Genomic DNA, 14,003 nt, shown 5'->3' with positions numbered 1-14,003 from the left:
GCCCTGGTTTCCTACGCTTATTTTTCTTCCCTGCTTCTTCTTTTCCTATTTCTCTTTAAAATCTGTTGCTTCTCTAAGACTGATTTTCTCTTAAGTTGACGCTATGTTTACCACATTGGGGTCTGACCCCCTGTGGAAAATATATCGAAACCATGCCTGTAAGTCACGGAATCCTGGCGATCACCGTTGCCACAATATTTGTGCACCTGTTCCAGTATATACACACCGAAAAAAACAAGGCCGACCGGCTTTTGCTCATTGGTCTGCTGGCAGCGATCCTGTGTATTGCCGTTGAAGCAACCTCCGTATATTTTGTCACATCGCTGTCTGGACTGTTTGTGGGTACCGGTATGCTGATCCTGCTCTTTGTCAATATTGTAAGAGCCATCAAAAATGTCCAGGATATAGAGCTAAAACGCCAGCAGAGCGAAATCCGCAAAAACCAGTTCTTTTTCTACCAGCAGATCGACCGCAGCACTCTTGCGGCATCCGGTTCCGGAAAGGATCTGGAGCTTGTGGCAGAGTCCCTTCAGAAAAGCGGTATCTATGTGGGCGCTCTTGATCTGAATTACCGGGATTTCGCACGCCAGTATGAATACATGAGCCAGCTTGTCACACGCAGCCAGTGCAGATGTTATCTGGTGATGATCACCATCGAGACACTTGTGGATACAGTTCCTGATATCGAATCCATTGAGCAGGCTCTGGAGTATATGGAACAGTCCATCCGGCAGAATATCCGCCGTGTGGATATCTGTACACGCTACAGCTCTCTGCAGTATCTCATCATACTGTTTGAACCTGCTGAAACGCATATCCCTGACATCATAGAACGTATTTTTACCCAATATCACCGCCAGTGTGACAGCCATAATTTCCAGCCATCCTATGAATACCTTGAAATATCTCCAAAGGAGTTATAAATGCTCCCATGACATGACAAAGCCGCCGACAGGTGATCTTCTCACCAGCCGACGGCTTTTCTTTATCAATAATCCGTAGTACATCTGCGGACTATCTCACACGGAACACACACGTTCTTCTCAATTTGAGCTTCATTCTCCAGAAGCTCGATCATTCGTTCCACAGTCTTTCTGCACATTACTCCCAGCTTACTGTCAACTGAGGTAAGCTCAGGATCACTGCAAAGCGCAAGGATTGAGTTATTATATCCTGTGATCGATAGCTCCTCCGGAATGGACAGTCCCTTTATCTTTGCATATTTGACCGCACCTGCTGCAATTCCGTCATCAGTAGCAAGCACGCTGTCAAAATCAAGTACTTTATTATATTCAAGCAGCATGTTCTTCGTATATTCAATGTCATTTTTTGTCTTAAACTTCAGATTCCCCAGAACCGGATAGCCTGCATCCTGCAATGCAGCCTCATACCCTGCCAGCTTCTGTCTTGCACTGAAGGATTCGGAATCATACATAAAGAGGATCTTTTCTTTTCCTCTGCGAAGATAAGCCTTTGTCACTTCATAGGTCGCCTGAAAATCATCTGCATACGTACAGTAGATATTATCTCCTGCAACCTTTGCATTGATCATAAATACCGAAGCCTGTTCTGCTGCCTCGCGGATATAATCTGTATCAGCTTCATCCTTGCCGCTTCCTGCATAAGTAGAACCCACCAGGATCAGTGTATCGATCTTCTTGGACAAAAGAAGCTTCACGTAGCTTTCCTTTTCTTTCTGTTTAAATCCACTGCATCCCAGAATACAGTCATATCCATGATCATGAAGATTACTTTCCAGATAAGATACCGCCTTTGCCATATAGATATCCGAAATATCCGGACAGATGATCCCTACCGTTTTCATCGTTCCCAGGCCCAGACCTCTGGCAAATGCATTTGGCGTATATTCATTTTCTTTCATAATTGCAAGAACCTTTTCTTTTGTCCTTGCGCTTACCTTCGGACTGTTATTTACTACTCTGGATACAGTTGCGATAGATACATCCGCCAGCTTTGCAATATCATATATATTCACTCTTTTTCTCCTGTTCATTCTGAAAGTAATATAAATCTTCACTCAAATATTTCTATTGAAAAAGCATATCAGACAGCTCAGGTCTGATATGCTTTTTTCGAGCTTTGATATTTATTTTAACATCTGAAATTTTACAGGTCAAATCCAAAATAGTTCACAGCGTTATTGTATGCGATTCCGCACACGATTTCTTTTAAAGTCTTGTAATCAGCCGGATATTCTCCGTTTTCAACCCATCCTCCGATAAGCTCACAGAGGATTCTGCGGAAATACTCATGTCTGGTATAAGACAAAAAGCTTCTTGAGTCTGTGAGCATTCCTACAAAATTAGAAAGCAGTCCCAGGTTTGCAAGGGATGTCATCTGTGCGATCATACCTGTTTTATGATCATTGAACCACCACGCACTTCCCTGCTGGATCTTTCCGGCAGCCTCTGTTCCCTGGAAGCAGCCGAGGATCGTTCCGATCGCTTCATTATCATTCGGATTCAGAGAATACAGGATCGTCTTTGGAAGCTCATTGGATGCGATCAGAGAATTCAGGAAATCTGCTGTCTGTGCACTTGGTGCATAGTTATTGATACAGTCATATCCTGTGTCCGGTCCAAGCTGTTCATACATAAATGCATTATTGTCTCTCTTGCATCCGTAATGGATCTGCATTACCCAGTTCTTTTTATGGTATGCTTTTCCGACAAACTGCATAAATGCTGTCTTAAAGATCATTTCCTCTTCTCTTGAAATGCTTTCACCATTCAGTCTCTTCTTAAAGATCTCATCCACCTTTTCTTCTGCTGCCGGTGCATACATAACATATTCAAGTGCATGGTCTGATACACAGCAGCCCATCTGAGCGAAGAAATCCATTCTCTTAAGAAGAGCTTCCTTCAGATCTGCAAATTTCTCAATTTTTACTCCACTTACCTCTGAAAGCTTTTTCATATATTCCGGATATTCCGGTTTTTCCAGATTCATTGCCTTATCCGGGCGCCATGCAGGAAGTACCTTTACCTCAAAGCTGTCATCCTCAGCAAGAACCTTGTGCCATTTCAGATCATCTACCGGATCATCTGTAGTACAGATCAATTTTACATTGGACTTACGGATGATATTTCTTACTGACATATCATCTTCCTGAAGTTTTTTGTTGCAAAGATCCCACACCTCTTCAGCGGTTTCTCCGTTAAGGTATCCTGTATATCCGAAATATCTCTGTAATTCCAGATGACTCCAGTGATAAAGCGGATTTCCGATCGCTTTGCTCAAAGTTTCCGCCCATTTCTGGAATTTCTCGCGGTCACTAGCGCCACCTGTGATGTAATATTCATCTACTCCGTTTGATCTCATCTGACGCCATTTATAATGGTCACCACCAAGCCATACCTGTGTGATGTTTTCAAACTTACGATCCTCTGCGATCTCCTGCGGATTGATGTGGCAGTGATAATCCACGATCGGCATTGTCTCTGCATATTCATGAAATAATTTTTTTGAAGCTTCTGTAGAAAGTAAAAAATCTTTGTCCATAAATGCTTTCATAATAATATCTACCTCTTCTTTCTTTTCAAGCGGATATTCGCGATCCGCATTCGCTGCTTGCTCATAGCCGAATGACTGCTTCGCATTTTATCAGTTAAATGTATCCCATCAGCTTCGGCAGCCACAAGCTGAGTGCCGGGATGTAAGTAACAAACATAAGCACAACAAAAATTGCTGCAAAATACACAAGAAGCTGTTTGAATACAGTTTCAATCTGAACTTTTCCTACCTTAACACCAACAAAAAGTGTTGTTCCTATCGGTGGTGTGATCGTTCCGATACACAGGTTAAAGATCATCATGATACCAAAGTGGATCGTATTCATTCCAAGTGATGAGCAAACCGGAAGGAAGATCGGTGTAAAGATCAGGCAGGCAGGTGTCATATCCATAAAGGTTCCTACTATCAGCAGAATAACATTGATCAGAAGTAAAATAACGATTTTGTTGCTGCTGACTGACAGAAGTGCACTGGATACAAGTGTCGGAATATTGGTAAATGCCATTACCCATGACATAATGCTTGATACACCGATCAGGAAAATAATGATTCCTGTCATTTCTGCACTTTCCTTTAAAATCTGCGGGATCTCTTTGATCGTAATGGAACGATATACAAAAAGTGACAGAAACAGGCTATATACAACGGCTACCACAGAACCCTCTGTAGCTGTGAACACACCAAAGATAATTCCTCCGATAACGATCACAATAAGAAGGAGACACGGTAATGCCTGAAGCACGATCTTTCCGGCTTCCTTTGCTGTAAACAGAGCTTTTGCACGATAGCCTTTTTTCTTGGCGATCACATATACCACCAGCATGCAGGCAAGTCCCCACAATGCTCCCGGAATATAACCAGCCATAAACAGTGCTGCTACAGATGTTCCGCCACTCACCAGTGAATAGGTGATCATTACGTTACTTGGCGGGATCAGAAGTCCCGTTGGTGCAGTTGCAATATTAACTGCTGCTGAGAAGTTCGGATCATATCCTTCTTCTTTTTCAATCGGTCCGATAATGGAACCCATTGCAGAAGCTGCTGCAGTTCCGGAACCGGAAATGGATCCGAACAGCATGTTTGCCAGGATATTCGTCTGAGCAAGAGCTCCCGGCGCACGTCCGGTGATCAGTTTTGCAAGGTTGATAAGTCTTACAGCAATTCCACCCTTATTCATAATGTTACCTGCCAGGATAAAGAAAGGAATTGCAAGCAGGCTGAATACAGAAATACCTGAGAAGATCCTCTGACATCCGGTAAGTACAGCAACATCAAGGTTCATAACCGGCAGGATCGCACATACGGATGATACTCCAAGCGCGATCGCTATCGGCACGCCGGCGATCAGCATAACTATCAAAAGGACTAAGATGATAAGTCCTGAAACTAACGCTATGTTCATTTATTTATCCTCCTCCGTGTTCTCATATCCTGCGCACAGATCTATCACGTTCAGTACACCATAAATTGCGATCAAAATTCCGCTGATCGGTACAACTGCATAAATAACACCCATCATTACGCCAAGAGATGCTGTTTTCTGTGTCATGGTAAGTCCCATGATCGTAAATCCGCCATAGATCAGTACGATAACTGCAAATGCGATTATCAGAAGCTCGATCACGATCTCCAGGATTTTTCTCTGCTCCTTCGGAAGCTTATCTGCAACAAATGTCATTCTCATATGATCACGTTTTCCGAATACATAGGCACTGGAAAAAATAGCCATCCATGCAAATGTATAGGTAAGAAGCTCCTCTGATACAGTACTTGGGCTGTTAAAAACAAATCTTGTTATGATCTGATAGGTTCCGACAATAACCATTACCGCAAATAAAATAATGCAGATAGTTGAAACAACTGTATTCATACCTTTTCTTATCTTATGTAATGTTTCCATCATTTCTCCTCCCCTGCATATTTTTTGTTATATTCCTGTATATGCGCATACAGATCACGGATATTCGGATTGGCGTCAAGCATTTCCTGCTGAACATCCTTGACCTTATCCTTAAATGCATTCAGATCAGGTTCGATAAATGTTACGCCCATGTCCTCTTCCGCAGTCTTCTTTGCAGTTTCTACATCCTTTTCCCATTCTTTGAGCTCTGTATCAGTGGAAAGCTGTGCCGCTTTTTCAAATACAGTTCTTTCTTCATCACTTAATCCATTTAAGAATTTGTAGTTTGCGATCAATACATCCGGAATCATCTGATGCTTGGAATAAGTAAAGTATTTTGCAACCTCGCCGTGCTTGTTATCAGTAAGTGCAAGCTCGTTATTTTCTGCTCCGTCAATAACACCCTGCTGAATAGCTGTATATACCTCACCAAAGCTCATAGGTGATGCTGCGGCTCCGAAGGCATTCGCCATCTTGATACTTGCCGGACTCTGCTGCACACGGATCTTCATTCCTTTCAGATCATCAGGGGTATTGATCGGTTTCTTTGCATAGAAGTTTCTTGTTCCTACGTTGTACCATGTTACAACCTGAAGTCCTGTGTCCTCTGTTGATGCATAGACATTATCCATATAATCTGTATCGTTCATCGCTGCAAAATAAGCTTCTTCTGATGTGAACAGATATGGCATACTGAATACTTCATATACATCTGCAAAGATCTCCAGGTTAGGAGTACCTGCTACTGTAAAATCAATGGCACCTGTCTGTGTAAGCTCGATCGCCTTCGTCTGACCTCCGAGGAGCTCATTAGGGAACAGCTGCACTTCGTATTTATCTCCTAATTCAGATTCTATGTAATCTTTGAATTTTACAAGACCTTTGTATTCCGGATGCTCCTCAGACTGTGAAAGAGCTACTCTAATGATTCTCTTCTTAGTTGTCGAACCATCACTGCTTCCACACCCTGCTGCCAGTACACTGATCATGCTTACACAAAGCACTGTGCTGACAATTCGTTTCCACTTGATCATTTTCTTATTCTCCTTTCGGTTTCTGCCGAACTGTTTACATTTTGTGTAAGCCCTTACACGTTATATTCAGTATATGACAACCTTTTAACAATTTCAAGTTATATCTAATTTGCTTTATAGACAAAATTTCACACATTATTTTGTGCAATTTCACAATTATTGATTTTTTTCATCTTACCTATTGACGTTTTTATTTTCCTGATGTAACTTGTGTGTAAGCTCTTACACAACCATTTCACACGAAGGAGGTTCGTTGATTTCTTGAAATCTTTTATTAAAATCAATCCTTTAGATAATGTAGCAGTTGCTCTTCAGCCTCTGACTAAAGGCACCGTGATCGAACTTGATGACACCACACTTACTCTTACAGAAGACATCATGCAGGGACACAAGTTCTCATTAAAAAATTTAAAACCAGGTGATTCCATTATCAAATATGGAAATCCGATCGGACGGGCAACCGCAGATATTCCTGTTGGTTCATGGATCCACACTCATAATTTAAAAACCGGGCTCGGAGATCTTCTTACCTATACATATAGTAAGAATGTTTCAGAGCTTCCACATCGAGAGCCAAAGTTCTTCCAGGGATATCGCAGAAAAGACGGCCGTGTTGGTGTACGTAATGAAGTTTGGATCATTCCTACAGTAGGATGCGTTAACAATATCGCAACTGCTATCGAACGAGCCTCACAGAAATATATTACAGACCAGATCGATGGTGTCTGTGCTTTCCCACATCCTTACGGATGTTCCCAGATGGGTGACGATCAGAATAACACACGCCAGATCCTTGCCGATCTGGTTAATCATCCGAATGCCGGCGGTGTTCTGGTTCTTGGACTCGGCTGCGAAAACAGCAACATCGATGAATTAAAGAAATTTATCGGGGAATATGATCCCCAACGTGTACGTTTTCTTGTTGCCCAGGAGTGCGAAGATGAGATCAGTGATGGTATTGAGATCGTTAAGGAGCTGATCTCCTACGCATCCTCATTTAAGCGTGAGCCGATCAGTGCATCTGAACTGGTGATCGGTATGAAATGCGGTGGCTCCGACGGTTTATCCGGAATTACGGCAAACCCTACTGTTGGTGCATTCTCTGACAAGCTGATCTCAATGGGCGGATCTACGATTCTTACAGAGGTTCCTGAAATGTTCGGCGCTGAAGAATCTCTTATGAACCGCTGTGAGACAGAGGATCTGTTTGATCAGACAGTTGCTCTTATCAACGATTTCAAAAACTATTTTAAAAGTCATAATCAGACCATTTATGAAAACCCTTCTCCCGGAAACAAAAAGGGTGGCATCTCCAGTCTTGAAGATAAATCTCTCGGATGTACTCAGAAATCCGGAAGCGCACCTGTTATGGGAGTTCTTTCCTACGGAGAGCCTGTAAAGAAAAAAGGCTTAAATCTGCTGAGCGCACCTGGCAATGATCTTGTTGCCTCTACTGCTCTTGCTGCATCCGGTGCACATATTGTACTTTTCACCACCGGACGAGGAACACCTTTTGCAAGTCCTGTACCTACAGTTAAGATTTCCACAAATAACCAGCTTGCTCAGAAAAAGCAGAACTGGATCGATTTCAACTGTGGAGTCATGGTAAATGATACTCCTCTTGATGAGCTTTCAGAAGAGCTTCTGGATTTTGTTCTTGAAATTGCTTCCGGAAAGAAATCCAAATCCGAGGAAGCTGGTTTCCATGATATGGCTATTTTCAAACAGGGAGTTACTTTATAAATCGAATTATTTATTATATGAAAGGAAAATGCAGAAATGAAAAAATTATCTTATGCAACTTTAAAAGAACAGGGCTATGACGGATATCTTCTTGAATCAGCACCGGAACGTGTACTTCAGTTTGGTGAAGGAAACTTCCTCCGTGCCTTTGTAGATTATTTTATTGATGAGTTAAACGAAAAAGCCGGATTTAACTCCAAGGTTGTTCTGTGCCAGCCGATCGCACCAGGTCTTGCTGACATGATCAATGACCAGGAGGGACTTTATACTTTATTTCTCCGTGGATTCCAAGATGGCAAAAAAGTAAACAAAAAACGTGTTATCTCCTGCGTAAGCCGTTGCCTTAATCCATATAAAGAGTTTGAAGATGTTCTTGCCTGTGCAGATAACCCGGATCTTCGTTTTATCGCATGTAATACAACGGAAGCCGGCATTACCTATGATCCTTCCTGTCAGTTTACCGATGTTCCGGCAAACAGCTATCCCGGAAAGCTTACCCAGTTTATGTATCGTCGTTTCCAGAAATTCGGTCAGGAAGCCGGCAAAGGATTTATCATTCTTTCCTGTGAGCTGATCGATGACAATGGAAAAGAGCTTGAGAAATGTGTATTAAAATATGCAGAGCAGTGGAACCTCGGTGAGGACTTTATCAGCTGGATCAAAGCTGAAAACATCTTCTGTTCTACACTTGTAGACCGAATCGTAACAGGATATCCGAGAAATGAGGCTGCTGCGATCTGCGAAGAGCTGGGTTATGAAGACAACCTGATCGACACCGGTGAGATCTTCGGATTCTGGGTAATTGAAGGACCTCAGTCAATTAAAGATGAATTCCCGGTTGACAAAGCGAACCTTCCGATCCTGATCACTGACAACCACAAACCATACAAACAGAGAAAAGTACGTATCTTAAACGGTGCTCATACTTCCTTTGTACTGGGTGCATATCTTGCAGGACAGGATATTGTAAGAGACTGTATGAATGACGATGTGATCTGTGGATTTATGAACAAAACTATTTACGATGAGATCATTCCTACTCTGGATCTTCCAAAAGCAGAGCTGGAAGACTTTGCCGCAGCTGTTACAGAGCGTTTCAAAAACCCATTTATCGACCATGCTCTTCTTTCCATTTCTCTGAATTCAACCTCCAAATGGAAAGCACGAGTTATGCCTTCACTCAAAAAATATGTAGAGCGTAAGGGCGAGCTTCCTGCATGCATCACAGCTTCCTTTGCATTCTACATCGCATTCTACAACGGATATGCCCTGACTGAAAACGGTCTTACAGCAAAAAGAGCTGACAATGAATATACTGTAAAGGATGATAAGGAAGTTCTCGAATTCTACCTTGCACATAAGGATGACTCCACAGCTGATCTCGTTCATGCAGTATGCACCAACACCTCCTTCTGGGGCGAAGATCTGACTCAGATTTCCGGATTTGAAGCAGCTGTATGCAATTATCTGACTCAGATCCGCGAGAACGGCACATATGAAGTAATGAAAACACTGGCTTAAGGGAGATTATATTATGAATACAACATTAGAAAAACTTGGTAAATTCGGTGTCGTTCCTGTTGTTGTGTTAGATGATGCCAAAGATGCTGCCCCTCTTGCAAAGGCACTCTGCGATGGTGGTCTTGCCTGCGCCGAGGTAACCTTCCGTACAGATGCTGCAGAAGAATCCATTCGCATTATGACCTCTCAGTACCCTGAGATGGTCGTCGGAGCAGGTACTGTTCTTACAACGAAACAGGTTGACCGTGCAGTAGCTGCCGGAGCACGTTTTATCGTTACTCCGGGACTTGATCCTGAAATTGTCAGATACTGCATCGAAAAGGATATCCCTGTAACTCCCGGAGTTGTAACTCCAAGCGAGCTTGCACAGGCTTATGCCCTCGGACTTCGTCTTGTGAAGTTTTTCCCGGCTGAACCTTCAGGCGGACTTCCGATGATCAAAGCTCTGGCTGCTCCGTATAACATGATGCAGTTTATGCCTACAGGCGGCATCAGTGCCGCAACTCTCTGCGATTATCTCCGCTACGAAAAAATCTTTGCCTGCGGCGGAAGCTGGATGGTCAAGGGCAGCCTTATCACTTCAGGAGCTTTTGATAAGATCACAGAGCTTACAAAAGAAGCTGTTGAGCTTGTCCATTCTGTCAGGGAGGTATAAAAATGGCTAAAGTCGTAACTTTAGGTGAGATCATGCTGAGACTCTCTCCTCCCGGAAATCAGCGTTTCTTACAGGCACGGGATTTTGAGATCAACTATGGAGGTGCAGAAGCTAACGTTGCTGTATCTCTGGCAGAATTCGGTCATCATTCCGTTTTTCTTTCCAAAATACCGGAAAACGCCATTGGAGATGCTGCGATCAGCACACTCAGAAGCTTAAATGTTGATTGCAGCCACATTGCACGAGGCGGCAAACGTCTTGGAATTTATTTTCTTGAAAATGGTTCCTCCGTTCGTCCTTCCAGTGTTGTTTACGACCGTGCAGATTCTTCCATTACCAAAGCAGCTCCTTATGAATTTGATCTTGACGAAATCTTTAAGGATGCTGATCTTTTCCATGTATCCGGCATCACTCCGGTATTAAGCGAAGAAGCAAAGGAGCTCACCCTTGCGGCATTAAAAAAGGCAAAGGAACATCATGTAACTGTTTCCTTTGACCTGAATTATCGTTCTAAATTATGGACATCTGACATAGAGGGAAAGCAGAAAATGCTCTCTGAGATGATGGAATATGTCGATATCTGCTTCGGAAACGCCCGGGATGCAGCAAAATGCCTCGGCTATACGGAAGCTGGTATTGATTTCATCGATGGCGAATACAATATCTGTGTGGATGAAAAGCATATGCGTAATGTATTAAACCATTACCATTTCACTCACCTGATCACAACCCTCCGCAACAGCATCAGCGCTTCCGACAATGGCTGGTCCGGTGCTGTCTGCACATCAGACGACTACTACAAGGGTCGTGACTATATGCTTCATATCGTTGACCGCGTTGGCGGTGGAGATTCCTTTGCCTCCGGCTTCCTTCATGGCATTCTCGCTGATATGGGAAGCAGAAAGGCACTTGAATTCGGACTTGCCGCTGCTGCGATCAAACACACAATCCCCGGTGATTTAAACTACATCACCGAATCCGAAGTCCTGTCCATGATCGAGAGCGATGGCGCAGGACGTGTACAGCGTTGATCCTGTCGTTTTCATTCATCCTTTGATAATACTCCTTTGATAATACTCTAACAAAAAAGAGGCCGTTAAATACGGCCTCTTTTTCGTTAGAGTATTATTCTATTACAGCTGCATGATCAGTCAAAATCTCTGGTAATGTTCGTAAGCCATTTATTTCTGAAATAGTGGATGAACACCACAGGCATTTTTTCGAATTCATCCAAGGTCATTATAAAGTATACCCAGACAGGCGGCAATTTTAAAACATATGCGGCAAGAAAGGTAAGAGGAACTGCAACAAGCCACATAAATATGGAATCCACGATCATTCCAAACCTGGAATCACCACCACCTCTGAAGCAGCCACATATAAGACAGGTATTGATCCCCTCTCCCACAAGACGCCAGGTGGTCATAACTATAAAAATGCCAAGATAATAAATGGCTGTCTCTGTCAGTTTATCCCGGTAGAAATCCAGTATCATAGGGCGGACTGCCAGAATAACGGCACATCCGATCAGACTTACGATAATTGTTATTCTCAGCATACGCTTCCCATATTCTCTTGCTGTATCCTTATGGTCTTTACCAAGCTCCTGGCTGATAATGATGGTAGTAGCGTTGGCAAAACCGCGACAGGCGATGGCTCCAATATTTACCACCATAACAGCAACGGCATTTGCGGCAACCATATCATCACCGATATGGCCAAGGATCGCTGCGAATGCTGAACTGGCAAAGCTCCAGACAACATCATTTATCACGGCCGGAGAAGCAATTTTCATAAAGTCCCTGAACAGAATACCGGATTTCGCACAGAAATATTTTATCCGGAATCTGACATCGGAGCTGTTTAATGAGTAGATGAGACAGATCAATACCTCTGCGATCCTGGCAATAACGGTACCAAGGGCAACACCGGTAACACCAAGCTTTGGAAGTCCAAACAGGCCAAAGATAAAGGTGGCATTACAAAACACATTGACACAAAGCGATACAATGTATGTAACAGAAGGCAGCATTATTTTTCCGACACTTCGAAGGGCACTCATGAAAACCTGAGAGAAACCCATGAACATAAAGGAAAATGAGATCACCTTCAAGTACTCACTACCAGCAGCAATCGTATCCGGACTGTTTGTAAAAATCTTCATGATCGTAGTCGGCATGGAAAAAGAGATAATGAAAAATACAAGCGAAACGATCAGTGAGATCCGCTCCGCCAGGCCGAGAATCTTTTCTACTGTCTTTTTATCACCCTTTCCCCAGTACTGGGCACATAAAACCGAAGTACCTGTGGCCATACCATAATACAAGCAGAAAAGAATAAATGTATATTGGTTGGCAAGGGATGAAGCTGACATGGCAGTCTGGCTTACATATCCCAGCATTACAGTATCCGCAACATTTACCAATGTTCCGATCAGATTTTGGATCATGATCGGAAATGCTAATTTTGATGCATATTTCAAAAAATCTTTTTTATTCAGCATCGGTCAGATCCTCCGTAAATTTCGACAAGATATTTACTTATAAAGGACAGTATATCATATACCTTACAAAACCGCGAGGCTTTTTCAGTATTCTTTCCAATATGATCCTTAATTGTAGACTATATTTTCCCCTCTGGTCATATTTCCATTGTACATAAAAAAACAATATCACTTTAACGCAAAAAATCATTCTATTTTTTTACTTCTATGATATAATACTTTATTGTGAAACTAATAAAACGAGGTGAACCAGGTGAAGAAAAAAACAATTGTACCTCTTATCGTTTTTTTACTGGGCATATGCCTTGTTGGTTTAATTGTATACAAAACAGACTCACATGAAACTGAACAACAACACATAAAAGCACAATTAAATGCAACAACCTACGGCGAACGTATAAAAAATGAGATTACAAATGGAATTGCGATCACAGATGCGCTAAAGCAGGTCCTGATCAGTGAAAATGGAAAGATCAGTCAGTTTGACACAATTGCGGAAAATATTATGTCTGACTTTATTGAAAGCATACAGCTTGCTCCGGATGGTATTGTGACAGATATTTATCCTTCAGAGGGAATGGAAGCGGGTAAGATCGATCTGCTCCAGGATAAAGAACGTGGCAGGATTTCCCGTTACGCAAGAGACAACCACGTGATCGTTACACAAGGTCCTTTCGATTTAAAACAGGGCGGCTGTGGAATTGCCGTCCGCAATCCAATCTACCTGAAAGATAAAAACAACCAGGAATATTTCTGGGGATTTACCATTGTTATCCTGCGTGTTCCTGACATTTTTTCAGATGCGATCAATGCTCTTTCGGATTTCGGATATGAATACAGGCTTTCAAAAACTGACGCTCCCTGGACGGATACTTATAAAGTTGTTTATCAGTCAGACGACCAATTAACTCATACTGTTTCTTATGATTTTACGATAGGTAAAGAGAACTGGATATTAGAAATAGCTCCTGAAAACGGATGGAAGGACCTTAAATTAACCTATTGTGCTACTTCAAATAGATTACGTGAAAACCTGTAAAACCGCAAAGAATCCCTACAGATATTAAAAAATAAAATTTTTAGAATATCAATTTTTTGATTTTTCCAAGTTCA

General features: G+C 42.4%; 12 protein-coding genes. 6 read left to right on the top strand and 6 right to left on the bottom strand.

Features of this window, described 5'->3' with window-relative positions; translation table 11 throughout:
- Positions 1–152 precede the first annotated feature (152 nt).
- On the top strand, positions 153–923 hold the full coding sequence (locus tag KQI39_RS16530) for a hypothetical protein (RefSeq protein WP_253293230.1): 771 nt from the start codon (positions 153–155) through the stop codon (positions 921–923).
- Positions 924–988: 65 nt separating this feature from the next.
- Here KQI39_RS16530 and KQI39_RS16525 read toward each other — a convergent pair whose 3' ends face one another.
- The 5 genes from KQI39_RS16525 to KQI39_RS16505 all read right to left on the bottom strand — a co-directional run bounded on the left by KQI39_RS16525 (position 989) and on the right by KQI39_RS16505 (position 6,423).
- Positions 989–1,996 (bottom strand): LacI family DNA-binding transcriptional regulator, encoded by a 1,008-nt coding sequence (locus KQI39_RS16525; RefSeq protein ID WP_216419672.1) that lies wholly within the window; start codon positions 1,994–1,996, stop codon positions 989–991.
- A 131-nt stretch (positions 1,997–2,127) separates the two neighbouring features.
- Positions 2,128–3,534 carry a glucuronate isomerase gene (uxaC, locus tag KQI39_RS16520; protein WP_216419670.1) on the bottom strand — a complete coding sequence of 469 codons (1,407 nt, stop codon included), beginning with the start codon at positions 3,532–3,534 and terminating at the stop codon, positions 2,128–2,130.
- A 94-nt stretch (positions 3,535–3,628) separates the two neighbouring features.
- Positions 3,629–4,936: a TRAP transporter large permease gene (locus KQI39_RS16515; RefSeq protein ID WP_216419668.1), complete on the bottom strand. Its 1,308-nt coding sequence runs from the start codon at positions 4,934–4,936 to the stop codon at positions 3,629–3,631.
- Complete coding sequence (locus tag KQI39_RS16510; protein ID WP_216419674.1) at positions 4,937–5,434, bottom strand: TRAP transporter small permease; 498 nt, start codon at positions 5,432–5,434, stop codon at positions 4,937–4,939.
- Positions 5,434–6,423 carry a TRAP transporter substrate-binding protein gene (locus tag KQI39_RS16505; protein ID WP_253293232.1) on the bottom strand — a complete coding sequence of 330 codons (990 nt, stop codon included), beginning with the start codon at positions 6,421–6,423 and terminating at the stop codon, positions 5,434–5,436. Before KQI39_RS16505 ends, KQI39_RS16510 begins: the two co-directional genes overlap by 1 nt.
- 306 nt (positions 6,424–6,729) lie before the next feature.
- On the opposite strand from KQI39_RS16505, the gene KQI39_RS16500 reads away from it, so the two are divergent.
- From KQI39_RS16500 to KQI39_RS16485, 4 genes are read left to right on the top strand one after another with little or no spacing between them, the layout of a single operon-like run.
- The gene (locus KQI39_RS16500; RefSeq protein ID WP_216419665.1) at positions 6,730–8,211 is read left to right on the top strand and encodes a UxaA family hydrolase; all 1,482 of its coding nucleotides are present in this window, start codon (positions 6,730–6,732) and stop codon (positions 8,209–8,211) included.
- Between the two features lie 36 nt (positions 8,212–8,247).
- Positions 8,248–9,732: a tagaturonate reductase gene (locus KQI39_RS16495; protein WP_216419663.1), complete on the top strand. Its 1,485-nt coding sequence runs from the start codon at positions 8,248–8,250 to the stop codon at positions 9,730–9,732.
- Between the two features lie 13 nt (positions 9,733–9,745).
- Positions 9,746–10,387 (top strand): bifunctional 4-hydroxy-2-oxoglutarate aldolase/2-dehydro-3-deoxy-phosphogluconate aldolase, encoded by a 642-nt coding sequence (locus KQI39_RS16490; protein WP_216419660.1) that lies wholly within the window; start codon positions 9,746–9,748, stop codon positions 10,385–10,387.
- A gap of 2 nt (positions 10,388–10,389) precedes the next feature.
- A complete protein-coding gene (locus KQI39_RS16485) occupies positions 10,390–11,418 on the top strand; it encodes a sugar kinase (RefSeq protein WP_216419659.1) in 1,029 nt (342 codons plus the stop codon).
- Positions 11,419–11,534: 116 nt separating this feature from the next.
- Here the strand turns inward: KQI39_RS16485 and KQI39_RS16480 are convergent, their stop codons facing one another.
- Complete coding sequence (locus KQI39_RS16480; protein ID WP_216419657.1) at positions 11,535–12,890, bottom strand: MATE family efflux transporter; 1,356 nt, start codon at positions 12,888–12,890, stop codon at positions 11,535–11,537.
- Between the two features lie 253 nt (positions 12,891–13,143).
- On the opposite strand from KQI39_RS16480, the gene KQI39_RS17800 reads away from it, so the two are divergent.
- The gene (locus tag KQI39_RS17800; RefSeq protein WP_330654104.1) at positions 13,144–13,929 is read left to right on the top strand and encodes a CHASE domain-containing protein; all 786 of its coding nucleotides are present in this window, start codon (positions 13,144–13,146) and stop codon (positions 13,927–13,929) included.
- The last annotated feature ends 74 nt before the right edge of the window (positions 13,930–14,003 follow it).

Source organism: Blautia sp. MSJ-36 (genome assembly GCF_018917985.1).
Lineage (GTDB): Bacteria > Bacillota > Clostridia > Lachnospirales > Lachnospiraceae > Blautia_A.
The sequence above is the reverse complement of the archived record's forward strand: the minus strand, read 5'-3'. Positions and strand labels throughout refer to the sequence as shown.